We start from the raw sequence: 24,160 nt of genomic DNA, 5'->3' as shown, positions 1-24,160 counted from the left end.
TTAATCCATAAAAGGGCTATGACTTGATTGTCATAGCCCTTTTTGCTATTTTAAATATTGAAAATGAGAGAGGAGAACTGTAGCTAAAAGACTATGGTTCTTTGTTACTATTGGGAGAAAAAATGTCAAAGAAATATACTATTGAAATTCCATCATCAGCTATGGAAAAAACAGGTTTTACTGCCAACGAACAACTAGAATTAAATGTTAACCATAATGAAATTACCATTAGGCCTTCACGAGTAATCGATCAATTGCCCAAAATTAGGCTATATTGGTATATTTTACCAGCCTTCCTTTTAACGATTGGCTTTTTTATGTTCTGTTACGAACATCATATGAAAACTGTTCCGATCACCGGTGATTATTCAATTGCTAACGGTGCAACGTTATTAAGTCTGGTAAGTGGTTTGTTTGTTTTTGTAATTAGCTTTATTATTACAAAATTGCGAAATACTGGACCAACGAAAAATATTTACTGGCGAAGTTTGCCGACAATTACCATTGCTTGCGGACTAATCATTGCTTTTTCTTTTTCAGCTTTCTTCTGGCTATTAGAAAAGTTATTTACGGATGCACGATTTGATATTTATACGTCGACTACCTTTGTCTTTGTGATCGTTGCTGTGATCAATTACTTAATGATTAATCTCGCGCTGACTCTCTCTTCGGCGATTATCACTAATCTATTGACGATAATGATTATTGGTGGAATGTTATTTTCGATGTTAACCAATTCTACTCGTGATTGGTGGAAATATAATTTTAGTTTTTTAGGAACAGCCAAGAACTCAGCTAATTTACAATTTAACGTGACCTTGATATTTTCGGGATTGTTAATGATGGCGTTAGTTGATTATCTCTTTGTCAACCTGCAACAAAAGTATCCGGGGATTAAAACTCAATTATTACGGTGGCTACTATATGGAGAAGCAGCTTGTATTGCTGCAATTGGATTGTTCCCTAATAATCCTAAATTCCACATTCTTCATGACCGAATTTCAATGTGGCTAGTTTACATTATGTTAATTTTAATTGTTGCTATTCGCTGGATCCTTCCAGAGGTTACTAAGCAATTTTTGGTTACTTCCTATGTAATTGGGGCAGTGATGGGAGCAGAGTATATAATCTTCAAACTAGCTAATTATTTATCACTAACGGCTTTTGAGCTAATTGAGTTTGCTCTTTCATTCTCGTGGTTATTATTACTACTATAAAACATTGAAAATCTTGCTCAATATGGCGAACGACTATTTCTTGTTAAAATCAAAAACAGTTCTACAGAAGAAGAAACACTAGTTGGAACAGAAAAGCAGCCTCAGGATGAAGCCAAGCGCTAATCCGGGAATCAGGGGCAGCTTGCTGTTTCTTTTTATTAAAGCTGGAATTAGTGTTAGTAGGCACCCAATTAAAACAATTTGGGCTGTTAGTTCCCAGCCTCCAATCAGGTCAGTCATGAGAATGAATTCAATATCGCCCGTTCCCAGTCCCTTAGTAATATGCTGTAATCCAAAAAAGAAAAATCCCATTATAACTAATTCAACCACGACTTTACCGATTGAAAATGAGTGGCGTGGTAGAACGAGAAGAAGTGGAAGTAACCCAATTAATGCAATTGGGTAGATTACCTGGCTAACAAAATCGGTTGTTGAAAGGTATAAAAGTGTGAGAATGACAATGGTAAAAATCAGATTATGGTACCAGGAGGAAGTGAACGTCTTAGCCGTGACAAGAATAATCATGAGTTCTGATAATGGAAAGAATGCTGAAATTTGAGTTTCACACCAATGGCAACGTCCCCGTTGAATGATGAAGCCCAGGATCGGAATAAGCTGCCACCAACTGAGAGGATGATGGCAAAAATCACAAACGGAATACTTGGGGGACCATGGTAACTGGCCATTAAGTTGCCGTTGTCCACAGAGGGTAACGAAAGAGGCTAGGGTAGTAAGAATAGCACAATTGATAAACGTAAAGAACAATCAAATCATCTCCAAAAAGTTTCTCTATAAATCTATAACGTAAAAATTGTGAAATGATCTTTGGAAAAGTTAACGAGACTTCGTTGACATTATTGAATGACCGTGATAGTCTATTAAAGGTGCTTTTTATAGCAACGTCGGTGTCTGTCGTTGGGCAGACTTTGCGTCAACGAAGGCACATAATTTAATAACATCCAAGCACTTTTTTTATTCATAAAAAAGAACCACCTGGATGTGTGGACTTAAAACTAGGAAGGGGAAAAATTATGCCAACCATTAACCAATTGGTACGTAAAGGCCGGAAGAGCCACAAGGGCAAGTCAAAGTCACCAGCTCTTGGATATGTTTACAACACATTTAAGAAGGAAGAAGTTAAGACTCCATCACCACAAAAGCGTGGAGTTGCTACCCGTGTCGGTACTATGACACCTAAGAAGCCTAACTCAGCTTTGCGGAAGTACGCCCGTGTACGTCTTTCAAACTTGATTGAAGTTACTGCTTACATCCCTGGTATTGGTCACAACCTCCAAGAACACTCAGTTGTTTTAATTCGTGGTGGTCGTGTTAAGGATTTGCCTGGGGTTCGTTACCACATCGTTCGTGGTACTCTTGATACTGCCGGTGTTGAAGGACGGATGCAATCACGTTCTAAGTACGGTACCAAGAAGCCTAAGGACAAGAAGTAAAATATTAGGAGGGATTAAGTAATGCCACGTAAAGGACATGTACAAAAGCGTGAAATTTTACCAGATCCAATGTACAACTCAAAGTTGGTTACCAGCTTGATTGACCACTTGATGATCGATGGTAAGCGCGGAACTGCTACTAAGATTTTGTATGCAGCATTTGATGAAATTAAGAATGAAACAGGTAACAACCCTGTAGAAGTTTTCGAACAAGCTATGGAAAACGTTATGCCTGTTCTTGAAGTTAAGGCTCGTCGTGTTGGTGGTTCAAACTACCAAGTTCCAATCGAAGTTCGTCCAGAACGTCGGACCACTTTAGGTCTTCGTTGGATTGTTCAATACGCACGGTTGCGTGGTGAACACACAATGGTTGAACGTCTTGCACGTGAAATCATCGATGCTTCAAACAACACTGGTGCCTCAGTTAAGAAGCGTGAAGATACTCACCGTATGGCTGAAGCCAACCGTGCTTTCGCACACTACCGTTGGTAAGCACTGCGAATTGAAACCGGTTGTCTAACCAGTTACAATATAGGGGTGACGTAGATTATTTGAATAACCGTCATCCCTTTTTCTAAATAAAGTTTGATTTTTGAAATAACCATATTCTGGAAGGAGATACACTTTTAAGATGGCTAACAAACGTGAATACCCTCTTGACAAGACTCGTAACATCGGTATCATGGCCCACATCGATGCCGGTAAGACGACTGCCACTGAACGGATTCTTTACTACACTGGTAAGATTCACAAGATTGGTGAAACCCACGATGGTGCTTCACAAATGGACTGGATGGATGAAGAAAAGGAACGTGGTATCACTATCACTTCTGCAGCCACTACTGCCGTTTGGAAGGATTACCGGATTAACATTATCGATACCCCAGGACACGTGGACTTCACTGTCGAAGTTGAACGTGCACTTCGGGTTCTTGATGGTGCCGTAACTGTTCTTGATGCCCAAGCTGGTGTTGAACCACAAACCGAAACTGTTTGGCGTCAAGCTGATGACTTTAACGTTCCACGGATTGTGTTTGCTAACAAGATGGACAAAGTTGGTGCCAACTTTGACTACTCAGTTCAAACTATTAAGGACCGTTTGAACGTTACTCCATTACCAATCCAAATGCCAATTGGTGCCGAAGATACTTTCTCCGGTGTTGTTGACCTAGTTAAGATGGTTGCTTATGTTTATGACGAAGATAAGCTTGGTACTAACTGGGACACTGTTGATATTCCTGATGACATGAAGGAAGAAGCACAAAAGCGTCACGATGCCTTGATCGAAACCTTAGCCGATATTGATGACAACATCATGGAAAAGTACCTTGAAGGTGACGAAATTTCTGTTGACGAAATTAAGGCTGCTATTCGTAAGGGTACTTTGGAACAAAAGCTCTTCCCTGTATTAGCTGGTTCAGCTTACAAGGATAAGGGTATCCAAATGATGCTTGATGCTGTTATTGACTACTTACCATCACCACTTGATGTTAAGCCATTCGTTGCTCACGATGCTGATGGTAATGAAGTTGAATTAACTGCCGGTGATAACAAGCCATTTGCCGCTTTGGCATTTAAGATTGCTACCGACCCATTCGTTGGTCGTTTGACATTCTTACGGGTTTACACTGGTTCACTTCAATCAGGTTCATATGTTCTTAACGCAACTAAGGACAAGCGTGAACGGATTGGTCGTTTGCTTCAAATGCACTCTAACCAACAACACGAAATTCCAGAAGTATTCTCTGGTGATATTGCCGCTGCTATTGGTTTGAAGAACACTACTACTGGTGATTCATTGACTGATCCTGATCACCCACTTCAACTTGAATCAATGGACTTCCCTGACCCAGTTATCCAAGTTTCTGTTGAACCTAAGTCTAAGGCTGACCAAGATAAGATGGACAAGGGTCTCCAAAAGTTGGCTGAAGAAGATCCAACCTTTAAGGCTGAAACTAACCCAGAAACTGGTGAAACTTTGATCGCCGGAATGGGTGAACTTCACTTGGACATCATTGTTGAACGTCTTCGTCGGGAATTCCACGCCGAAGTTACTGTTGGTAAGCCACAAGTTTCTTACCGTGAAGCATTTACTAAGAAGGTATCTGCACAAGGTAAGTTCGTTCGTCAATCTGGTGGTAAAGGTCAATACGGTGATGTATGGATTGAATTTACACCACTTGAAGAAGGTAAGGGCTTTGAATTCGAAGATGCCATCGTTGGTGGTGTTGTTCCTCGTGAATTCATTCCTGCCGTTGAACAAGGTTTGAAGGAAGCTATGCAAAACGGTGTATTAGCAGGTTACCCACTTGTTGATATGCACGCTAAGCTTTACGATGGTAGTTACCACGAAGTCGACTCTAGTGAAGCCGCCTTCAAGGTTGCTGCATCACTCGCATTGAAGAATGCTGCTAAGAAAGCAGATCCAGTTATCCTTGAACCTATTATGAAGGTTGACATCGTTGTTCCTGAAGAAAACATGGGTGACGTTATGGGTCAAGTTACTGCTCGTCGTGGTACCATTGATGGTATGGAAGAACGTGGTAACGCTCAACAAATCCACTCATTTGTTCCACTTTCAGAAATGTTCGGTTATGCTACTGCCCTTCGTTCTGCTACCCAGGGTCGTGGTACCTTTACTATGACTTTCGATCACTACTCAGCTGTTCCTAAGGCAGTTCAAGAAAAGATCATTAAGGAAAGCGGCAATAACTAATTATTATTGTCAATTATCCTTAGAGAGGACTTGAAGACGAATTAGTCTTCAAGTCCTTTTCTTATTCTTTAAATAAAAACGAATTATTAAGTGTTTACATTTAAAATAGTTCGTGCTAACCTAATGATACAAATTTATTGAAAGGAAATAATTTGATGGAGGAACTCGTTATTCACGGAACCTACTTTACTTCTAAAAATATAAATGAAGTAGAATCTCATGAAGATCATTTAATTTGTATTGATCGTAGTGGAACTATAACACGAACGTTATCACCAACTAATGATGAGTATTCTCAAATACTAAATGATGCCCGGCAAGCGGAGAGGCTAATAGAATTAAAAGCTAACCAGTACTTATTGCCAGGGTTCATTGATCTTCACGTCCACGCTCCACAATGGCCCCAAGCAGGATTAGCACTTGATTTACCATTGGCTGATTGGTTGAATCACTATACTTTTCCGCTGGAAGCTAAGTTTGCTGATTCTCACTATGCTCGTCATGTTTATCAAGAGTTTGTTCACCAGCTACTCAGTCACGGCACTACTACTGCAATGATGTTTGGCACGATTCATAATGACGCCAACGTAGAGTTAGCCCGGCAATCGATTATGCAGGGATTACGTGCTTTTGTTGGTCAGGTTGTAATGGATAATCCAGAGCAGACACCGGATTATTACCAAAACCAATCGCCAGCAAGCGCTCTTCATGCAACGGAGCAATTTATTAAAGAGATCTTTGAATTAGCCAAGAGAAATTCATCAACAGTGGTTCCGGTGATTACACCACGGTTTGTGCCAAGCTGTACTGATGAAGCATTGACGGGCCTAGGTCAGCTTGCTAAACAGTATGATTTACCGATCCAGTCGCATTTAAGTGAAAGCGATTGGGAGCATGGGTATGCAATTAAACGATTTGGCATCCATGATACGGCAGTAATGGATCACTTCCATCTTTTAACAGAAAAATCAGTGATGGCTCATGGAACCCAACTAACTGCGGATGACTTAACGATTCTTCGACAAAGAGGAACTACGATTGCTCATTGCCCAATTTCAAATATTTATTTTGGTAATGGGGTTTTACCAGTTAGAAAAATGTTAGCTGATGGAAACTGCGTTGGCTTAGGGAGCGATATTTCAGGAGGCTATTCACCAAGTCTTTACCATAATATCCGGCAAGCAGTTAAGTCATCACAGATGCTTATGGATGGGGTTGATAGTTCTTTACCGCCGATGGTTCGTGGTGTTAAAGGCTCACGAATAACGATGGCAAATGCATTCTACTTGGCGACTGTTGGTGGGGCTAAAGCTCTTCAGCTAAAAGTTGGAAAAATTATTCCAGGTTTTCAAGCTGACTTTCAGATTGTCAATGAGCACCAAACATTAATGAAACTAACAAGCGCTGATATCTTTCAGCGATTAATGTATCAAACCGAACAGCAAGATATTCAAAGTGTTTATGTTGCTGGTAAAAAAGTTTATGGAAGAGAGTAGGAGGATATCTTAAATGGATGAAAAGGCACAATTATTAATTGGACCTGATGAAAAGGTTCCAACCGGAGAAGCAGTATTACTTGGTTTACAACACGTTTTGGCAATGGACGTTTATGTTCCGCCAATTATTCTTGGTGGATTATTGGCAATGGGGGCAGCTGATTCCACAGGACTACTTCAAGCAACGTTTTTAGCTTGTGGGATTGGTACAATCTTGCAAACGGCTTACTTTATGAAAATGCCCGTGTCTCAAGGACCGTCATTCGTCCCTTTAACTGCGGCTGCTGGGGTTGTTCTTGCTAGTGGTGGTCTTCATGGTGGTGGGATGTCAACATTAATGGGGGCATTGCTTGTTGGTGCAATTCTGTTAATCCTGCTAGGCCTTAGTGGCTTCTTCCAAAAAATTATTAATCGGTTAGTTCCGGCTGTTGTTGGTGGAACAATTATTACTTGTGTTGGTTTATCACTAATCCCTTCAGCATTGAATGATAATATCTTTGAGGCTAAAGGGGATGTGTACCAAAACATGGAATTAGCAGGAATTACTGCTGCCATTTTAATTATTTGTGTGGCAATCAGTATTCGTTTCCCTAGGGTTCAAAAGTTATTTAAGACTGGCTCAATTGTAATTGCCTTGTTAGTGGGGACAGCAATTAGTGCTTCAATGGGACGCTTTGATGCTTCATCTGTTGCAGCAGCTCCATGGTTTAGTCTTCCTCAACGAACAATTTTTCACTGGGGGATTCACTTTGATATGACTGCTATTTTTACCTTCATTATTATTTATGCAATTCTAACTACTGAAACTACCGGAACTTGGTTTGCAATGGGTGCCGTAACAAATCATGAAATTACTGATAAGCAATGGAACCGGGGAATTATTGGTGAAGGTCTTAGTTGTTTAATCGCTACGATTACCGGGACAACACCTGTCACGGGATACTCTACGAACGCCGGAATCATTTCAATCACTGGTGTTGCCAGTAAGATTGTGTTTGTCGCCGCTGGGGTATGGTTTATTATTCTAGGATTTTGTACGAAGCTTTCAGCCTTTCTTGCAGCTATTCCGGCTCCAGTAATCGGTGGGGTTTTCGCTATCATTACTGTAACGATCATGTTAAATGGGTTAAATGTTATTCGAAACTTGAAGGTCCGGGAAAGTGACCTCTACATCATCGGGCTACCGATTGTGATTACGATTGCGTTAGTATTAATTCCGCAAAAAATTGTTCATGGTGCGCCACAAATGGTTCAATACCTTCTTGGTTCGCCAGTTGCAATGGCAGCAATTACAGCAATTGTTCTTAATCTTATAATGCCCAAGCGAGCTAAAATTTAATCTATTCTCTAGCCTAAAAAGGCTCCCTAGCGTCTAAATGACGTTGGGGAGCCTTTTCTAGTTATTTTATTTTTTGGCGATTAAACATTATTAGTGAGATCAAAGCAGCTACTAGCGTCCAGATTAAACCAACGATGCTTATGATTAAGCCAGGACGGAAGCCAGGTAATTGATAAGTAAACGTTATCCGGTGTGTTCCGGCCGAAAGCGGAATTCCTAGAAATGCTTGGTTGGTTCTAACCGTCTTAACGGCTTTACCGTTTACAGTTGCCTGCCAACCGCTCGAATAAGGAATCGAGGAGGTAAGGATTCCTTTTCTGCTAGTGCTGATCGTGCCTTGAATCTGGTTTTGACTAAACTTGAGATTACGTAAAGCATGGTTTTTAATTCTTGCCACCTGATTCTCGTAATGATTATCAAGCTTTTCAGCAACTACCTGGTACTTTAATTGATAAGTACCAAGTTTCGTTGGTTGAAATGAAAGATGATCTGGGAGACCGCCGGTATAGTAGCCAATATTCAATGTCGAATTTTTAACCTGCTTAAAGAATGAGAGAGTACTTTGCTTTGGCTGACTAATGGTTGCAGTACCAAAGCGACTGCCGACATTAATTTTAAAGCTAATATCAGGAGAGCCGTTAAGGACATGGTAACGCCAATAGCGATACTGGTTATATTTATGATTAACGCTACTGCCAGGATTAGTTGCCATCTGTTGGAGGTGTTCCTGCTCATACTTAAGCTGATCCTTCATTGAAAATGGGGTGAACTTGATTTGGCTAAACTCAATGTGAAGTTCAGAGCCACGGAGCTTTCGTCTAAAAGCAGAGTTTGTTAATTGAGGAAGCTCAATCCGGTATTTTTCTTCGCTGTCCGTATACTTTAAGTTTTGGGGATTAACTTTATTCAATCGATTTGATATTAAATTGCTCTTTAGTTTATAAACGTGGTTATTAAGATTTGCGGCTTTCATCCCTTTGGTAACGTTTTCGTGGTTAACCACCACCCCGCTTGCCAATGCTCGCTCTTTCTCGGTAGGGGACAGCCTATGGTAGCGCTTCTGACTAATATAGCTATCTTGCCAGTAAATTAGTGGGAAAGCATTGTTTGATTTATAGCGATTTGTTTGGGTAGGAATAAAGTCTTTTTTGTCTTTGATATCGCTCGGTTGACCAGAATCGTAATTAATAATGGGTGTAGATGATTGATCCAGAAAATAACCAGCAGGAATCTTGGTAGCATTTTCGCTATCGCTTTGGACAAATAAGTATTTAACACCCAAAAAGTGATTGAGTACTGTTCGATCATCAACTTGACGAAGGGGAACGTTTGCTTGGTACTGATTGTTTTGCAAGCTTGTACTAAAATTACCTAAATATTGGTTTTGCAATGAATAATATGAATCAATATTATGAAGTCCAGAAGTAAGATCGTTATCAATAGTTGGAACATCAATAATTTGATTTTGACTAATTGTGGATACTCGGTAAGTAGGGGTACGAGTTAAGCCTTTATCAAGGCCACCATAACGCATTGCCATCATTTGTTGGTATTGTCCGCGGTTAAGCATCTTAGTACTAAAATCGCCGTTAAACGGGAATGATGCGTAGATTGCATTGAAACCTGCATTAAGAACGATAATTCCAAGAAGCCAAAGCTGGGGATGATTAAGCCGATGGAAGTCAATTAGCCAGAGGAGGAGGAGTGAGGTTATGAGAAAAAGGAGGGGGATGACAATATCATTTTCGTTTTCAAAGAGAAACGTAACAAGGAGGATCATTACATAAATTCCCGTTGCTGAGGAAATAATTTTTAGCGAATGGCGAGAGAGTGAGGTAGCATTTTCAACCAATAGGCAAATTGCCATTGCTAAAGGAAGATAGATTAAGAGTGTCCAGCGATTCGAGGCAGCCATCATTCCGTTAAAGGCTGCACCAACAGCAGGAATAAGGAGCATGATGAGGGCAAGACCAAGGCTAATTGTAATTAATGGGTACTTTTTAGCATGGATATAGACGTAAACAAGGGCAATGAAACCAATGGAGACAATTCCTAGAGCGCTCCAAAACATAAAGGACCATTGATCACCGTTGATTAGCTGCTTCGGTAAGAAAAGGTAATAATATAGTGGGTAAACCTTCAAGCCATTAGCAAATTGTGCTCCAAGCCGAGTTGAATGACTAACAGCAATCAGCTCCGGAATCCACATAATGGCTGACAAAAGTAAACTTGTGATAGTAGCAAAGGCTAATTTAATAAATACTTGGAGGTAATTAAGGTCCCGTAAGTACTTAGTTGTAACGCGGAGAATGAGGTAGATTAATGAACCAATCCCGAGAATAAATGCCAGGTAGTAGTTACTAATGAGCATCCACGTAAAGGCCCCAGTCAATGGCCATGCAGAACCGCCTTGTAAAATTCGTTCAATTTGAACCACAATTAATGGAAAAAGAATAAAAGGTGTTGTAAAGAACGGTTGGGCAACACAAGCATATAATAGGAAAGAATTTACTAAATAAGCAGTTGTTCCTGCGAGAATGGTAGTATTCTTAAATTTGAAATGCTGTGCAAAATAGACGAAGGATAAGCCAGCACAGTACATTCGAATAACGCTAATGAACTGGTAAGCTCGAGTGATTTCACGTGCAGGAAAGAGAAGGGCTAAATAGGAAAAAATATCTCCAATATTATAATAGGAAAAGACTTGAAAAGTATCTGATCCTAATCCAAATTGCCAGGACCAAAAATTAAGTTTTCCAGGATGATGGAGAAAGTTAACTACTGCTTGCCGGTACTGGGCTAAAAGAGGAAGGTGCTGATTCAGAGCGTCCTTACTCCAAATAATACTATGACCTGTTACTAAATATGTCCCAAAAATACACAGAGCAAGGAATAGAAAGAGAACCGTGTATTCGAGATATAATTTAGTAACGTTTTTTTTCTTAAACGAAAACTCCATAAGTAACTCCTTGATAAATAAATGTGCAATGATCATATTTTAGCATTTGTTAGTACAAACACGACAAAAACTAAAAAATATTGCAGAAAAATTTCGCGGCTGCAATCAACTTGTAAAGAAAAAAGTAAAATTAATTTCTCAAAAAGGTTGATATAACAATCATTCTTTAGTATTATGGATAGGTGCTTGAGTTCAAGAGGTATATTTTGTATACCCCCAAACGAAATTAAGCTGCGAAGCGATGATGCGGAAGGTTGCGACACACCCGGCCGCTTTGCCACAGGATGTGGCGGTAATTTCCGCGGAGCTAGTCAAATTTTAAATCTGACGAAGGAGGGAATATAATGGCAAAACAAAAGATTCGTATTCGGTTAAAGGCTTATGAACACCGTATCCTTGATCAATCAGCAGACAAGATTGTCGAAACTGCAAAGCGTACAGGTGCTCAAATTTCAGGTCCTATCCCGTTACCAACTGAACGGACAATTTACACTGTTCTTCGTTCACCACACAAGTTTAAGAAGTCTCGGGAACAATTTGAAATGCGCACTCACAAGCGTTTGATTGATATTGTTGATCCAACACCAAAGACTGTTGATTCACTTATGAAGCTCGATCTTCCAAGTGGTGTTGATATCGAAATTAAGTTGTAATTATATTTTAAATTAAATTATTTTAGGAGGTGTACTCATGGCCAAAGGAATCTTAGGTAAAAAGGTTGGGATGACTCAAGTTTTTACTGACAACGGTGAATTGGTACCAGTTACTGTTATTGACGTAACACCAAACGTTGTTATGCAAATCAAGACTGTTGAAAACGATGGTTATAATGCCGTTCAACTTGGTTTTGATGACAAGCGTGAAATTTTGAGTAACAAGCCTGAACAAGGTCATGCAGCAAAAGCAAACACGACCCCTAAGCGCTTCATCGGTGAAATCCGTGACGCTGAATTAGGGGATGACATCAAGGTTGGAGACGAAGTTAAGGCTGATGTCTTCAATGAAGGTGAAACTGTCGACGTTACGGGTATTACAAAGGGTCATGGTTACCAAGGTAACATTCACAAGGACAACCAATCACGTGGACCAATGTCACACGGTTCTCGTTATCACCGTCGTCCAGGTTCATTAGGACCAATTATTAATCGTGTCTTCAAGGGAATGAAGTTGCCAGGTCGTATGGGTGGCAAGACTGTCACTATGCAACACCTTGAAGTGGTTAAGGTTGATCTTGATAACAATGTTCTTTTAATTAAGGGTAACGTTCCTGGTGCTAACAAGTCATACGTTACTATTAAGAATTCTGTGAAGGCTAACACTAAGAAGAGCCTGAGCAAGCAACATAATAAATAATTAAGAAAGGAGGAAGTTAATAATGACTAGCGTTAATTTGTACAAGCAAGATGGTAGCCAAAACGGTACTATCGATTTGAATGCTGATATTTTCGGTGTTGAACCAAATGAAAATGCTGAGTTTGAAGCCATTCTTCGTCAACGCGCTTCAATGCGTCAAGGTACTCATGCCGTAAAGAATCGTTCAGCTGTTAGCGGTGGTGGTAAGAAGCCATGGCGTCAAAAGGGTACTGGTCGTGCTCGTCAAGGTTCAATCCGATCACCACAATTCCGTGGTGGTGGTATTGTCTTCGGCCCAACTCCACGTTCTTACAAGTACAGCCTTCCTCGCAAGGTTCGTCAACTTGCTATTAAGTCTGCCCTTTCTCAAAAGGTTCTCGACAATGCTTTAGTTGTTGTTGATGCATTGAACTTTGATGCACCAAAGACTAAGGAATTTGCAGGAGTTATGGATAAACTTAAGGTTGCCGAAAAGGTACTGGTTGTTGTTACTGATGATGACAAGAACGCTGCTTTGTCTGCTCGCAACTTGGCAAATGCCACAGTTGTTACACCAGCTGGTGTTAACATCTTAAATGTTGTTGACAGTCAAAAGATTGTCATCACTAAGTCAGCTCTTTCTCAAGTAGAGGAGGTGCTCGCATAATGGAAGCACGCGAAGTTATCTTACGTCCAGTAGTTACCGAAGCTTCAATGGCTGGTATGGACGACAAGCGTTACACATTCGATGTTGATTTACGAGCAACTAAGACACAAGTAAAGAATGCTGTTGAAGAAATCTTTGGTGTTAAGGTTGTTAAGGTAAACATCATGAACTTAAAGGGTAAGAAGAAGCGTCAAGGCCGTTACGTTGGTTACACTAAGCGTCGTCGTAAGGCTATTGTTACTTTATCTGCCGACTCAAATGAAATCAAGCTGTTTAATGACAGCGAAAACTAATCATTAAAAAAAGGAGGAAAACATAGTGGGAATTCGTAAGTACAAACCTACTACTAACGGTCGCCGTAATATGAACGGTTATGACTTTGCAGAAATTACAAAGTCAGCTCCAGAAAAGTCATTATTGGCTCCTTTGAAGCACAAGGCTGGTCGTAACAGTTACGGTCATATTACTGTTCGTCACCGTGGTGGTGGTGTAAAGCGTCAATACCGTATCATTGACTTCAAGCGGATTAAGGATAATGTACCTGCAACCGTAAAGGCAATTGAATATGATCCAAACCGGACTGCAAACATTGCTTTACTTGGTTATGCTGATGGTACTAAGTCATACATCTTGGCTCCAAAGGGTCTTAAGGTTGGCATGACTGTTCAATCTGGTCCAGATGCTGATATCAAGGTTGGTAATGCTCTTCCATTAAAGAACATTCCAGTTGGTACAGTTATTCACAACATTGAATTAAAGCCAGGCAAGGGTGGTCAATTAGCTCGTTCAGCTGGTGCTTCTGCTCAATTACTTGGTAAGGAAGAAAAGTATGTACTTGTTCGTTTATCATCTGGTGAAATTCGGATGGTTCTTGCAACTTGCCGTGCTACTATAGGTACTGTTGGTAATGATGAACATGCATTGCTGATTAAGGGTAAAGCTGGTCGTACTCGTTACGCTGGTCAACGTCCACATGTTCGTGGTTCTGTTATGAACCCTAATGATCACCCACATGGTGGTGGTGAAGGTAAGCAACCTGTTGGTTTACCATCTCCTCTATCTCCATGGGGTAAGAAGACTGCTGGTAAGAAGACCCGTTCACACAAAGCTCGTTCAAACAAGTTTATTGTTCGTGGTCGGAAGCGCGGTCCACACACTCGTTAAGATTAAATATCGCTTAAATACCCGAGAGGAGGTACACTAAATGGGTCGTAGTTTGAAGAAGGGACCTTTCGCTGACGCTTCTCTATTAAAGAAGGTTAAGGAACAAGAAGGTTCTGATAAGAAGACTGTCATCAAGACATGGTCACGTCGTTCAACAATTTTCCCAAGTTTTATCGGTTATACTTTTGCTGTATATGATGGTCGTAAGCACGTGCCAGTTTACGTACAAGAAGATATGGTTGGTCATAAACTTGGTGAATTTGTTCCAACACGGACTTTCCATGGTCACGCTACTGATGACAAGGCAACTAAGTAAGGAGGGTGAACAATAGACATGGCTGAAAACATTACATCCGCTAAGGCAACTGCTAAGATGGTTCGTGTTTCTGCACGTAAGGTTCGTCTTGTTTTAGACGCAATTCGCGGTAAAAGCGTTGCTGAAGCATTTGCTATTCTGAAGTTCACTCCTCGTGGTGCCGCTTCAGATGTTGAAAAAGTATTAAATTCTGCTGTTGCAAACGCTGAAAACAATTTTGACTTAGATCGTGCTTCACTTGTTGTTAGCGAAGCATTCGCAAACGAAGGACCAACCCTTAAGCGGTTCCGTCCACGTGCTAAGGGCTCCGCTTCACCAATTAACAAGCGGACTAGTCATATTACAGTGGTTGTTACAGAACGATAGGAGGAATGAATAGTGGGTCAAAAGATCAATCCTAATGGTTTTCGTGTTGGGGTCATTCGCGACTGGACTGCTAAGTGGTATGCAGAAAAAGATTTTGCAAACTACTTAAACGAAGACCTTCGGATCCGTAAGTACATTGAAAAGCGACTTGCTGATGCCTCAGTATCAACCGTTGAAATTGAACGTGCTGCTAACCGCGTAAACGTTTCAATTCATACTGCCAAGCCTGGTATGGTTATTGGTAAGGGTGGTTCAGAAGTTGAAGCACTTCGTAAGGAATTAAACAAGTTAACTGGTAAGCGTGTCCACATTAACATTGTGGAAATTAAGAAGCCAGACTTGGATGCTCACCTTGTTGGTGAAAGCATCGCTCGTCAATTGGAAGCACGTATCGCATTCCGTCGTGCAATGCGTGGTGCTATGCAACGTGCAATGCGTGCCGGTGCTAAGGGTATTAAAACTCAAGTTGCTGGTCGGTTGAATGGTGCAGATATGTCACGGGTTGAATCATACTCAGACGGAACTGTTCCTTTGCACACTTTGCGTGCCGACATTGATTACTCTTGGGATGAAGCAAATACTACATACGGTGTTCTTGGTGTAAAGACTTGGATTTACCGTGGTGAAGTTTTGCCAACCAAGAAGAACAACGATGAAGAAGGAGGGAAGTAAACATGCTAGTACCTAAGCGAGTTAAGCACCGTAAGGTTCAACGTGGCCACATGCGTGGTGAAGCCAAGGGTGGTAAGACTGTTTCATTCGGTGAGTTTGGTTTACAAGCATTGGATTCCCACTGGATTAGTAACCGTCAAATTGAAGCTGCTCGTATCGCTATTACCCGTTACATGAAGCGTGGTGGTAAGGTTTGGATTAAGATCTTCCCTCAACTTTCCTACACTAGCAAAGGTGTTGGTGTCCGGATGGGTAATGGTAAGGGTGCCCCAGAAGGATGGGTTGCCCCAGTTAAGCGTGGCAAGGTAATGTTCGAAGTAGCAGGTGTATCTGAAGAAACTGCTCGTGAAGCTTTACGTCTTGCCGGTCACAAGTTGCCAGTTCGCACTAAGATCGTAAAACGTGAGGAAGTAGGTGGACAATCTAATGAAAAGTAAAGATTACGTACAAGAACTGAATGGATTAACCACTGAGAAGCTACTTGACCGTGAAAAGGAACTGAAGGAGCAATTATTTAACTTACATTTCCAATTAGCAACCGGCCAATTGGAAAACACTGCAAGTCTTAAGCAAGTACGCAAAGACATTGCCCGGGTTAAGACAGTTCTTCGTCAACAAGAATTAAATAAATAAAGAATACGAAAAGGAGGATTAGCGCATGAGTGAAGAACGTAATGCACGTAAGGTTTATCAAGGCCGCGTTGTTTCCGATAAAATGGATAAGACTATCACTGTTGTGATTGATACTTACAAGAGTGCCCCAATTTACGGCAAGCGTGTTAAGTATTCTAAGAAGTACTACGCACATGACGAAAACAACGAAGCTAAGACTGGCGACACTGTACAAATCATGGAAACACGTCCATTATCTGCAAAGAAGCGTTTCCGTCTTGTAAAGATTGTCGAAAAGGCTGCTACCCTTTAATTAGCAGACAACTCTAAATTTCGTATTCTAATTCTTATTCAAAGATGGAAGGAGGACATTAACCGTGATTCAACAAGAAAGTCGGTTGAAGGTCGCTGATAACTCCGGTGCCCGCGAAATCTTGGTAATCAAGATCTTAGGTGGTTCCCGAGTAAAAACAGGTAATATTGGTGATATTATTGTTGCTACTGTAAAACAGGCAACACCAGGTGGCGTTGTCAAAAAGGGTGACGTTGTTAAGGCTGTTGTAGTACGGACTAAGCAAGGTCTACACCGTAAGGATGGTTCATACATCAAGTTTGATGAAAACGCTGCTGTTTTGATTAACAACGATAAGAGCCCTAAGGGTACCCGTATTTTTGGCCCAATTGCTCGTGAACTTCGTGGAGATGACTTCATGAAGATCGTTTCATTAGCTCCAGAAGTTCTGTAAGATTTACCCAAAAATAAGGAGGTGCACTATCAACATGTTCATTAAAACAGGTGACAAAGTTCGCGTTATCGCCGGTAAGGACAAGGGCAAGGAAGGTACTGTTAAAAAGACCATTGCTTCTGCAAACCGTGTGATCGTTGAAGGCATTAACATGGTTAAGAAACACCAAAAGCCAAGTAACTCAAACCCTAATGGTGGAGTTATTGATACTGAAGCTGCTATCAGTGCTTCAAATGTTATGCTGATTGATCCTTCTACTAACGAACCAACCCGTGTTGGTTTCAAGTTCGTTGATGGTAAGAAGGTTCGTTTTGCCAAGAAATCTGGCAAGACTATCGACTAAAATTAATTACGAAAGGAGGAATAACTTCCAATGGAAAATCGTTTGAAAGCTAAGTACGAAAGTGAAATCCGTCCAGCATTGATTGAAAAGTTTAACTATTCATCAATCATGCAAGCACCTAAGATTGACAAGATTGTCTTAAACATGGGTGTTGGTGACGCTACTACCAACTCAAAGAACCTTGATGAAGCCGTTGAAGAATTGGGATTGATTTCTGGACAAAAGCCTTTAATTACTAAGGCTAAGAAGTCAATCGCCGGCTTCCGTCTTCGTGAAGGAATGTCAATTGGTGCCAAGGTCACTTTACGTGGTGAACGCATGTATGATTTCTTGGATAAGTTGATTAATGTTTCATTACCTCGTGTTCGTGATTTCCATGGTGTAAGCAACAAGTCATTTGATGGCCGTGGTAACTACACTTTAGGTATTCGTGAACAATTAATCTTCCCTGAAATTGATTTTGATAAGGTTAACCGTGTTCGTGGTTTGGATGTTGTTATTGTTACAACTGCGCAAACTGATGAAGAATCACACGAATTATTGGCTCAACTTGGTATGCCGTTCGCTAAATAAAGGAGGTTCCACAAATTGGCTAAAAAATCAATGATTGCTAAGTGCAACCGTCCAGCTAAGTTCTCAAGTCGTGAATACACACGTTGTGCACGTTGTGGACGTCCGCACTCAGTTTACCGTAAATTCCACTTATGCCGGCTTTGCTTACGAGAACTTGCCCACAAGGGACAAATTCCTGGTTTAAAGAAGGCTAGCTGGTAAACAAATCACCGACAAAGGAGGAAAACATCGATGTCTATGAGTGATCCAATCGCAGATTTCTTAACTCGTATTCGTAACGCTAATATGGCTCAACACGAATCAGTAGAAGCACCTGCATCAAAGATGAAGAAGGACATCGCCGAAATCTTAAAGAATGAAGGTTTCATTCGCGATGTTGAATACGTTGACGATAACAAGCAAGGCATCATTCGTGTCTTCTTAAAGTATGGTAACGATGGTCAACGGGTTATTTCCGGATTAAAGCGGATTTCTAAGCCTGGTCTTCGTACATACGTTAAGGCTGACGCAGTGCCAAAGGTTCTCAACGGATTAGGGATTGCCATTATCTCAACATCTGAGGGTGTTGTGACTGACAAGGTTGCTCGCGCCAAGAAAATTGGTGGCGAAGTTATCGCCTACATTTGGTAATTAATTAAATTAAGTTAGGAGGTGCAAGCATGAGTCGTATTGGTTACAAGGAAATTGATCTACCAGAAGGTGTAGAAATTTCTCAACAAGGTAATGTTGTGACTGTAAAGGGTCCTAAGGGTACTTTAAGTCGCGAAATTTCACCATTGATCAAGATGAGCGTTGAAGGCAGCGTTGTAAAATTTGATCGTGATGAAGATAGCAACCAAGTTAAGATGGTTCACGGAACAACCCGTGCAAACGTCAACAACATGGTTGAAGGTGTTGTTAATGGATTTAGTAAGACCTTGAAGCTTGTCGGTGTTGGTTACCGTGCTCAATTTAAGGGTAACAAGCTTATTTTGACTGTTGGTTACTCACAACCAGTTGAAATGGACAAGCCTGAAGATGTTGATATTAAGGTTCCTGACAACACTACTATTGAATTAAGCTCAATCAACAAGCAACACCTTGGTGATTTTGCTGCTTTAGTTCGTGCCGTTCGTTCACCTGAACCATACAAGGGTAAGGGTATTCGTTACGAAAACGAACACATTATTCGTAAGGAAGGTAAGACTGGTAAGTAATATTTGGTTACTAACTAGTTATTATCGACAAATTAAACTATATTTTATATTAAGAGGTGACTGTTGTGATTTCTAAACCAGATAAGAATAAGATCCGTCAACGTCGTCATATGCGCGTTCGCGGTAAGATTTCTGGTACTGCGGAGCGCCCACGCTTAAGTGTTTACCGTTCAAACAAAAACATTTACGCTCAATTAATTGATGACGTAAAGGGTGTGACGCTCGCAAGTGCCTCCACAATTGACAGTGAAGTTAGTGGAAAGAGCAAGACTGAACAAGCTAGTGGTGTTGGTGAATTAATTGCCAAGCATGCTGCTGCAAAGAACATCACTAATGTTGTTTTTGATCGTGGTGGATACCTTTACCATGGTCGTGTTCAAGCATTAGCTGAAGCTGCTCGTGAAAACGGACTTAAATTCTAAGGAAAAGGAGGAATAACCTGCAATGACATCATCAGAATTCATTGATCCAGCAAAGTTGGACTTAGACGATCAAGTTGTTGCCATCAACCGGATTACCAAGGTTGTTAAGGGTGGTCGTCGGATGCGTTTTGCCGCTTTAGTAATTGTCGGCGATCGTAAGGGCCATGTTGGTTTTGGTACTGGTAAGGCTCAAGAAGTTCCTGAAGCTATTCGTAAGGCTCAAGCTGCTGCTGAAAAGAACCTGATCACTGTTCCTATCGTTGGTACTACTATTCCACACGAAGTTATCGGTACATACGGTGGTGGAAAGATTATGTTGAAGCCAGCCGTTGAAGGTTCCGGGGTTGCTGCCGGTGGTGCGGTTCGTAACGTTATGGACCTTGCTGGTGTAGCCGATGTTACTTCAAAGCGTCTTGGTTCAAACACTCCTGTTAACGTTGTTCGTGCAACATTCGAAGGTTTGAAGCAATTAAAGAGCGCTGAAGAAGTCGCTAAACTTCGTGGCGTTTCTGTAGACCACTTAGCAGAATAAGGAGGGCACTAATTATGGCTCAAGTTAAAGTTACTTTAATCCACAGTGTTGCCCACCGTCAGCCAACTCAACGCCGGACTGTTAAGGCTTTGGGTCTTGGTAAGATTAACAGTTCTGTTATCTTACCAGATAACGCTGCAACACGTGGCCAAATCTTTAAGATTGCTCACTTAGTTTCTATTGAAGAAGTTAAGTAATTACAACTAAATAATAAGGAGGTGCCTACTAAATGAAGTTAAACGAATTAAAACCTGCTGCAGGTTCTCGTTCAAAGCGTCTTCGTAAGGGTCGTGGCCTTTCATCAGGTCATGGTTTTACTTCTGGACGTGGTACTAAGGGTCAAAAGGCTCATGGTAAGACACGTTTAGGCTTTGAAGGGGGTCAAATGCCACTCTACCGGCAAATTCCAAAGCGTGGTTTCACTAATATTAACCGTAAGGAATATGCTATTGTTAACTTAAGTACTTTAGATCGGTTTGAAGATGGTACTGAAGTTACTCCACAATTATTGATGGAAAGCGGCATTGTTAAGAACTTGAAGAGCGGTGTTAAGGTTCTTGGTAACGGTAAGCTTACTAAGAAGTTAACTGTTAAGGCTAATAAGTTTTCTGCTTCAGCAGTGTCAGCTATCGAAGCTGCTGGCGGTAAAACTGAGGTGATGTAATTGTTTACAGCCGTCAAAAATGCATTTAAGGTTAAGGATATTCGTAAAAAAATATTCTTTACATTATTTGTATTAATTGTTTACCGGATTGGGGCGGCGATCACAGTTCCTGGTGTTAATGCTGCTGCTTTGCAGGAAATTTCATCGACTGGATTGGCTTCAATCCTTAATACCTTTAGTGGTGGTGGACTAGAAAATTACTCACTATTTGCGATGGGTGTTTCTCCATACATCACTGCACAAATTGTTGTTCAATTACTACAAATGGATATTGTTCCACGATTTGTTGAATGGAGTAAACAAGGTGAAGTTGGTCGGCGAAAGTTGAATCAAGCAACCCGATGGCTGACAATTGTTCTCGGATTTATTCAGTCAATCGGGATTACAGCAGGTTTTAATGCTTTAAGCTCGATAAAGCTTGTCAATCATCCAAATGTTACAACATACTTGACAATTGGATTAATTCTAACTGCAGGGACAATGTTTGCAACTTGGATGGGTGATATGATTACTGAGCGAGGATTAGGAAATGGGGTTTCCATGCTAATCTTCGCTGGTATTGTTGCTCAGATGCCAGGTGGTATTTACCAACTATGGCAAGACCAAATTGCTGGTGAATCTGGATCGGCACTTTGGATGGGAATCGGTTTTGTTGCCTTAGTAATAATTGCATTGATTATCATTGTTGCTTTTGTTACTTGGGTACAACAGGCTGAACGACGCTTACCAATTCAGTATACTCGACGGACTACCACTTCACCTGCTAGTAGTTACTTACCATTAAAGATTAACGTTTCTGGTGTTATTCCGGTTATTTTTGCTGGTTCATTCATTTCTACACCGCAAACAATCTTAATGGCATTCCAACAAAATCATGGTGGAGATACCTGGTACCAAGTGTTATCTACAATATTTAACATGCAGTCTGGACCAGGAATTACATTATATATTTTCTTAATTGTTGTATTTACCTTCTTCTATGCCTTTGTTCAAGTCAATCCAGAAAAGCTTGCGGAAAACTTGCAAAAACAAGGGAGTTATATTTCAGGAGTTCGTCCTGGAAAGGGTACTCAGCAATATATTTCAGCATTATTAATGCGGTTAAGTACTGTTGGTTCACTTTTCTTGGGATTGATTTCATTAATTCCATTAGTAGCCAGCAATGTATGGAACCTAAGTCAATCAATTGGATTAGGTGGTACTAGTTTACTGATTATTGTTCAAATTGCTCTTGACGTTGTCCGTCAATTAACTGGTTTGACAATGAAACGTGAATATATTGGATTTATTCGTGGACCAAGACCAGAAGGAGGAGAAGTATAATGACAATGAATCTTGTTTTAATGGGTTTGCCTGGTGCCGGTAAAGGTACACAAGCTCAAAAGATTGTTGAGGATTTTGATATTCCTCACATTTCTACCGGAGATATTTTCCGGGCAGCAATTAAGAATGAAACGCCAATGGGAATTGAGGCAAAGAAGTACATCGATAAGGGAGAACTTGTTCCTGATGAAGTTACCAATGGTATTGTTAAGGAACGTCTTTCGAAAGATGATACGGCAAAAGGCTTCATGTTAGATGGCTTCCCACGTAATCTTAACCAAGCAGCAGCATTGGATAAGATGTTGGCTGAAAGTAATCGACAACTAGATGCGGTTATCAATATTCACGTCGAACCAGATGTATTGGTAGAACGACTAAGTGGTCGATTTATCTGTCGTAATTGTGGTGCAACTTATCACCGAGTATACAACCCACCTAAGGTTGAAGGTACTTGTGATGTTTGTGGTCATCATGATTTTTATCAACGTGATGATGATAAACCTGAAACCGTAAAGAATCGGTTAGATGTTAACATCAAGTTAAATACACCACTGGTAGACTACTACCAAAAGAAAGGTGTTTTGTACACAATCGATGGTCAACAAGACATTGACAAGGTTTATGAAGATGTTAAAAAGGTATTAGATAACCTTTAAGCTGTTAAACCTTGCGAAGTTTACATAGTTATGCTAAACTTTGTAAGGTTTATATAGCTTACAGTGGGAAATGATGTCGTTTTCCACCGTTTTTACGTCATTTCTTGGTTATGCAAGGAGGAACCAATTGTGGCAAAAGCCGATGTGATTGAAGTTGAAGGTAAGATTACTGAAACCTTACCTAATGCGATGTTTAAAGTTGAATTGGAAAATGGTGCTGAAATTTTAGCACACGTTTCTGGTAAGATCCGGATGCATTACATTAAGATTTTACCTGGTGACCGTGTTAAGGTTGAAATGTCACCATATGATTTGACCAAGGGTCGGATTACCTTCCGGTTTAAGTAGTAATTAAACAGTAACTCTCTAGGAGGATTAATAAAATGAAAGTAAGACCATCAGTCAAGCGAATGTGCGAACACTGCAAGATCGTAAAGCGTCACGGACGTGTTATGGTTATTTGCTCTGCTAATCCAAAGCACAAGCAACGTCAAGGTAAGTAATTTATTTAAATAAGGATGGAGGTGTAAATAAATGGCTCGTATCGCAGGTGTCGATTTACCTCGTGACAAGCGAATCGTAATCGGCTTAACATACATTTACGGAATTGGTAACACACGTGCTCAAAAGATTTTGAAGGATGCTGGTGTTTCTGAAGATATTCGTGTTCGTGATTTAACTCCTGAACAAGAAGAACAAATCCGTACTCAAGTTGACCAATACCAAGTAGAAGGTGACTTACGTCGTGAAGTTACTTTGAACATTAAGCGGCTCCAAGAAATTGGTTCATACCGTGGAATGCGTCACCGTCGTGGTTTACCAGTTCGTGGTCAACACACTAAGAACAATGCACGTACTCGTAAGGGTAAGGCAGTTACTATTGCTAACAAGAAGAAGTAATCTATTTTAATATAAAGGAGGTTAGTACTTAATATGGCAACCAAAAAAGGTACGCGTAAGCGTCGTGCAAAAAAGAATGTTGAAACTGGTGTTGCTCACATTCACTCAACATTTAACAACACTTTGATCATGATTACTGATGTTCAAGGTAACGCTGTTGCTTGGTCATCAGCTGGTGTATTGGGCTTTAAGGGTTCACGGAAGTCAACTCCTTTCGCTGCTCAAATGGCTTCAGAAGCTGCTGCTAAGCAAGCTATGGAACATGGCATGAAGACCGTTGAAGTTGAAGTTAAGGGTCCAGGTTCTGGTCGTGAATCAGCTATCCGTGCTCTTCAAGCAACTGGTTTGGAAGTCACTGCTATTCGTGATGTGACTCCAGTTCCTCATAATGGTTCTCGTCCTCCAAAGCGTCGTCGTGTTTAATTGACATTGCTGGAGTTACGAATCCATCAATGGCCTTTTAGTCTAAAATACGAACTGCGTTTGAAAGGGGTACAG

General features: G+C 40.7%; 34 protein-coding genes and 1 pseudogene. 33 read left to right on the top strand and 2 right to left on the bottom strand.

The features are described 5' to 3' along the window. Positions 1-122 precede the first annotated feature (122 nt). A pseudogene (locus HUK49_RS05770) lies at positions 123-1,340 on the top strand (DUF998 domain-containing protein). Here HUK49_RS05770 and HUK49_RS05765 read toward each other — a convergent pair. Further along, the gene (locus tag HUK49_RS05765) at positions 1,296-1,982 is read right to left on the bottom strand and encodes a prepilin peptidase (protein ID WP_191912998.1); all 687 of its coding nucleotides are present in this window, start codon (positions 1,980-1,982) and stop codon (positions 1,296-1,298) included. The pseudogene HUK49_RS05770 and the gene HUK49_RS05765 sit on opposite strands and share 45 nt — an antisense overlap. Positions 1,983-2,248: 266 nt before the next feature. Here HUK49_RS05765 and rpsL point away from each other — a divergent pair, with 266 nt between their 5' ends. From rpsL to HUK49_RS05740, 5 genes are all read left to right on the top strand, one after another. Next, the gene (rpsL, locus tag HUK49_RS05760; RefSeq protein WP_040530789.1) at positions 2,249-2,668 is read left to right on the top strand and encodes a 30S ribosomal protein S12; all 420 of its coding nucleotides are present in this window, start codon (positions 2,249-2,251) and stop codon (positions 2,666-2,668) included. A 21-nt stretch (positions 2,669-2,689) separates the two neighbouring features. After that, positions 2,690-3,160 (top strand): 30S ribosomal protein S7, encoded by a 471-nt coding sequence (gene rpsG, locus HUK49_RS05755; RefSeq protein WP_003716646.1) that lies wholly within the window; start codon positions 2,690-2,692, stop codon positions 3,158-3,160. A gap of 139 nt (positions 3,161-3,299) precedes the next feature. After that, positions 3,300-5,384 (top strand): elongation factor G, encoded by a 2,085-nt coding sequence (gene fusA / locus HUK49_RS05750; protein WP_102168790.1) that lies wholly within the window; start codon positions 3,300-3,302, stop codon positions 5,382-5,384. A gap of 155 nt (positions 5,385-5,539) precedes the next feature. Continuing rightward, complete coding sequence (guaD, locus tag HUK49_RS05745) at positions 5,540-6,880, top strand: guanine deaminase (RefSeq protein ID WP_191912997.1); 1,341 nt, start codon at positions 5,540-5,542, stop codon at positions 6,878-6,880. 13 nt (positions 6,881-6,893) lie between these two features. After that, complete coding sequence (locus tag HUK49_RS05740) at positions 6,894-8,219, top strand: uracil-xanthine permease family protein (protein ID WP_102168788.1); 1,326 nt, start codon at positions 6,894-6,896, stop codon at positions 8,217-8,219. Positions 8,220-8,280: 61 nt separating this feature from the next. On the opposite strand, the gene HUK49_RS05735 is transcribed toward HUK49_RS05740, so the two are convergent. Continuing rightward, the gene (locus HUK49_RS05735) at positions 8,281-11,178 is read right to left on the bottom strand and encodes a YfhO family protein (protein WP_191912996.1); all 2,898 of its coding nucleotides are present in this window, start codon (positions 11,176-11,178) and stop codon (positions 8,281-8,283) included. A 344-nt stretch (positions 11,179-11,522) separates the two neighbouring features. Here HUK49_RS05735 and rpsJ point away from each other — a divergent pair, with 344 nt between their 5' ends. The 27 genes from rpsJ to rpsK all read left to right on the top strand — a co-directional run bounded on the left by rpsJ (position 11,523) and on the right by rpsK (position 24,085). Further along, the gene (gene rpsJ, locus HUK49_RS05730) at positions 11,523-11,831 is read left to right on the top strand and encodes a 30S ribosomal protein S10 (protein WP_003716651.1); all 309 of its coding nucleotides are present in this window, start codon (positions 11,523-11,525) and stop codon (positions 11,829-11,831) included. Between the two features lie 37 nt (positions 11,832-11,868). Further along, positions 11,869-12,531, top strand: coding sequence for a 50S ribosomal protein L3 (gene rplC / locus HUK49_RS05725; RefSeq protein WP_191912995.1), 663 nt, complete (start codon positions 11,869-11,871; stop codon positions 12,529-12,531). A 22-nt stretch (positions 12,532-12,553) separates the two neighbouring features. After that, complete coding sequence (rplD, locus tag HUK49_RS05720; RefSeq protein WP_191912994.1) at positions 12,554-13,177, top strand: 50S ribosomal protein L4; 624 nt, start codon at positions 12,554-12,556, stop codon at positions 13,175-13,177. Then, complete coding sequence (gene rplW, locus HUK49_RS05715; protein WP_003716654.1) at positions 13,177-13,470, top strand: 50S ribosomal protein L23; 294 nt, start codon at positions 13,177-13,179, stop codon at positions 13,468-13,470. The genes rplD and rplW overlap by 1 nt, the downstream gene beginning before the upstream one ends. Positions 13,471-13,495: 25 nt before the next feature. After that, complete coding sequence (rplB, locus tag HUK49_RS05710) at positions 13,496-14,341, top strand: 50S ribosomal protein L2 (RefSeq protein WP_191912993.1); 846 nt, start codon at positions 13,496-13,498, stop codon at positions 14,339-14,341. Positions 14,342-14,381: 40 nt separating this feature from the next. Then, positions 14,382-14,657, top strand: a complete 276-nt coding sequence (gene rpsS / locus HUK49_RS05705) for a 30S ribosomal protein S19 (RefSeq protein WP_003716656.1) — start codon at positions 14,382-14,384, stop codon at positions 14,655-14,657. A gap of 18 nt (positions 14,658-14,675) precedes the next feature. Beyond that, positions 14,676-15,023 carry a 50S ribosomal protein L22 gene (gene rplV, locus HUK49_RS05700; protein WP_003716657.1) on the top strand — a complete coding sequence of 116 codons (348 nt, stop codon included), beginning with the start codon at positions 14,676-14,678 and terminating at the stop codon, positions 15,021-15,023. A gap of 12 nt (positions 15,024-15,035) precedes the next feature. Then, positions 15,036-15,695, top strand: coding sequence for a 30S ribosomal protein S3 (rpsC, locus tag HUK49_RS05695; RefSeq protein WP_003716658.1), 660 nt, complete (start codon positions 15,036-15,038; stop codon positions 15,693-15,695). Positions 15,696-15,697: 2 nt separating this feature from the next. Then, positions 15,698-16,132 carry a 50S ribosomal protein L16 gene (rplP, locus tag HUK49_RS05690; protein ID WP_003716659.1) on the top strand — a complete coding sequence of 145 codons (435 nt, stop codon included), beginning with the start codon at positions 15,698-15,700 and terminating at the stop codon, positions 16,130-16,132. Next, positions 16,122-16,328, top strand: coding sequence for a 50S ribosomal protein L29 (gene rpmC, locus HUK49_RS05685; protein WP_191912992.1), 207 nt, complete (start codon positions 16,122-16,124; stop codon positions 16,326-16,328). Before rplP ends, rpmC begins: the two co-directional genes overlap by 11 nt. A gap of 25 nt (positions 16,329-16,353) precedes the next feature. Continuing rightward, positions 16,354-16,620 carry a 30S ribosomal protein S17 gene (gene rpsQ, locus HUK49_RS05680; RefSeq protein ID WP_003716661.1) on the top strand — a complete coding sequence of 89 codons (267 nt, stop codon included), beginning with the start codon at positions 16,354-16,356 and terminating at the stop codon, positions 16,618-16,620. 64 nt (positions 16,621-16,684) lie between these two features. Beyond that, positions 16,685-17,053 (top strand): 50S ribosomal protein L14, encoded by a 369-nt coding sequence (gene rplN, locus HUK49_RS05675; protein WP_003716662.1) that lies wholly within the window; start codon positions 16,685-16,687, stop codon positions 17,051-17,053. A gap of 34 nt (positions 17,054-17,087) precedes the next feature. Beyond that, positions 17,088-17,396, top strand: a complete 309-nt coding sequence (rplX, locus tag HUK49_RS05670) for a 50S ribosomal protein L24 (RefSeq protein WP_003716663.1) — start codon at positions 17,088-17,090, stop codon at positions 17,394-17,396. 30 nt (positions 17,397-17,426) lie between these two features. Further along, positions 17,427-17,969: a 50S ribosomal protein L5 gene (gene rplE / locus HUK49_RS05665; RefSeq protein WP_003716664.1), complete on the top strand. Its 543-nt coding sequence runs from the start codon at positions 17,427-17,429 to the stop codon at positions 17,967-17,969. Positions 17,970-17,984: 15 nt separating this feature from the next. Further along, entirely contained in the window at positions 17,985-18,170 is a 186-nt protein-coding gene (locus HUK49_RS05660) for a type Z 30S ribosomal protein S14 (protein ID WP_003716665.1), read from the top strand. Positions 18,171-18,200: 30 nt separating this feature from the next. Continuing rightward, positions 18,201-18,599, top strand: a complete 399-nt coding sequence (gene rpsH / locus HUK49_RS05655; protein ID WP_040530800.1) for a 30S ribosomal protein S8 — start codon at positions 18,201-18,203, stop codon at positions 18,597-18,599. Between the two features lie 29 nt (positions 18,600-18,628). After that, a complete protein-coding gene (gene rplF, locus HUK49_RS05650) occupies positions 18,629-19,165 on the top strand; it encodes a 50S ribosomal protein L6 (RefSeq protein ID WP_191912991.1) in 537 nt (178 codons plus the stop codon). A gap of 65 nt (positions 19,166-19,230) precedes the next feature. Beyond that, positions 19,231-19,587 (top strand): 50S ribosomal protein L18, encoded by a 357-nt coding sequence (gene rplR / locus HUK49_RS05645; RefSeq protein ID WP_191912990.1) that lies wholly within the window; start codon positions 19,231-19,233, stop codon positions 19,585-19,587. A gap of 22 nt (positions 19,588-19,609) precedes the next feature. Continuing rightward, positions 19,610-20,119 carry a 30S ribosomal protein S5 gene (gene rpsE, locus HUK49_RS05640; RefSeq protein ID WP_003716669.1) on the top strand — a complete coding sequence of 170 codons (510 nt, stop codon included), beginning with the start codon at positions 19,610-19,612 and terminating at the stop codon, positions 20,117-20,119. A 14-nt stretch (positions 20,120-20,133) separates the two neighbouring features. After that, entirely contained in the window at positions 20,134-20,316 is a 183-nt protein-coding gene (gene rpmD / locus HUK49_RS05635; RefSeq protein ID WP_003716670.1) for a 50S ribosomal protein L30, read from the top strand. A 32-nt stretch (positions 20,317-20,348) separates the two neighbouring features. Continuing rightward, a complete protein-coding gene (gene rplO / locus HUK49_RS05630; RefSeq protein WP_003716671.1) occupies positions 20,349-20,783 on the top strand; it encodes a 50S ribosomal protein L15 in 435 nt (144 codons plus the stop codon). Continuing rightward, on the top strand, positions 20,784-22,106 hold the full coding sequence (gene secY / locus HUK49_RS05625) for a preprotein translocase subunit SecY (protein WP_003716672.1): 1,323 nt from the start codon (positions 20,784-20,786) through the stop codon (positions 22,104-22,106). A gap of 5 nt (positions 22,107-22,111) precedes the next feature. Next, complete coding sequence (locus HUK49_RS05620) at positions 22,112-22,762, top strand: adenylate kinase (protein ID WP_278557020.1); 651 nt, start codon at positions 22,112-22,114, stop codon at positions 22,760-22,762. A 129-nt stretch (positions 22,763-22,891) separates the two neighbouring features. Then, positions 22,892-23,110 (top strand): translation initiation factor IF-1, encoded by a 219-nt coding sequence (gene infA / locus HUK49_RS05615; protein WP_040530804.1) that lies wholly within the window; start codon positions 22,892-22,894, stop codon positions 23,108-23,110. 35 nt (positions 23,111-23,145) lie between these two features. Beyond that, entirely contained in the window at positions 23,146-23,265 is a 120-nt protein-coding gene (gene rpmJ / locus HUK49_RS05610; RefSeq protein WP_003714521.1) for a 50S ribosomal protein L36, read from the top strand. Between the two features lie 31 nt (positions 23,266-23,296). Continuing rightward, the gene (gene rpsM / locus HUK49_RS05605; protein WP_003716675.1) at positions 23,297-23,662 is read left to right on the top strand and encodes a 30S ribosomal protein S13; all 366 of its coding nucleotides are present in this window, start codon (positions 23,297-23,299) and stop codon (positions 23,660-23,662) included. A gap of 33 nt (positions 23,663-23,695) precedes the next feature. Next, a complete protein-coding gene (rpsK, locus tag HUK49_RS05600; protein WP_003716676.1) occupies positions 23,696-24,085 on the top strand; it encodes a 30S ribosomal protein S11 in 390 nt (129 codons plus the stop codon). The last annotated feature ends 75 nt before the right edge of the window (positions 24,086-24,160 follow it).

The sequence above is a fragment of the Limosilactobacillus portuensis genome, assembly GCF_014838735.1.
In the GTDB taxonomy this organism is placed as follows: Bacteria; Bacillota; Bacilli; order Lactobacillales; family Lactobacillaceae; genus Limosilactobacillus; species Limosilactobacillus portuensis.
Note: the sequence above shows the minus strand (reverse complement) of the source record. Positions and strands in the feature narration are given on the sequence as shown.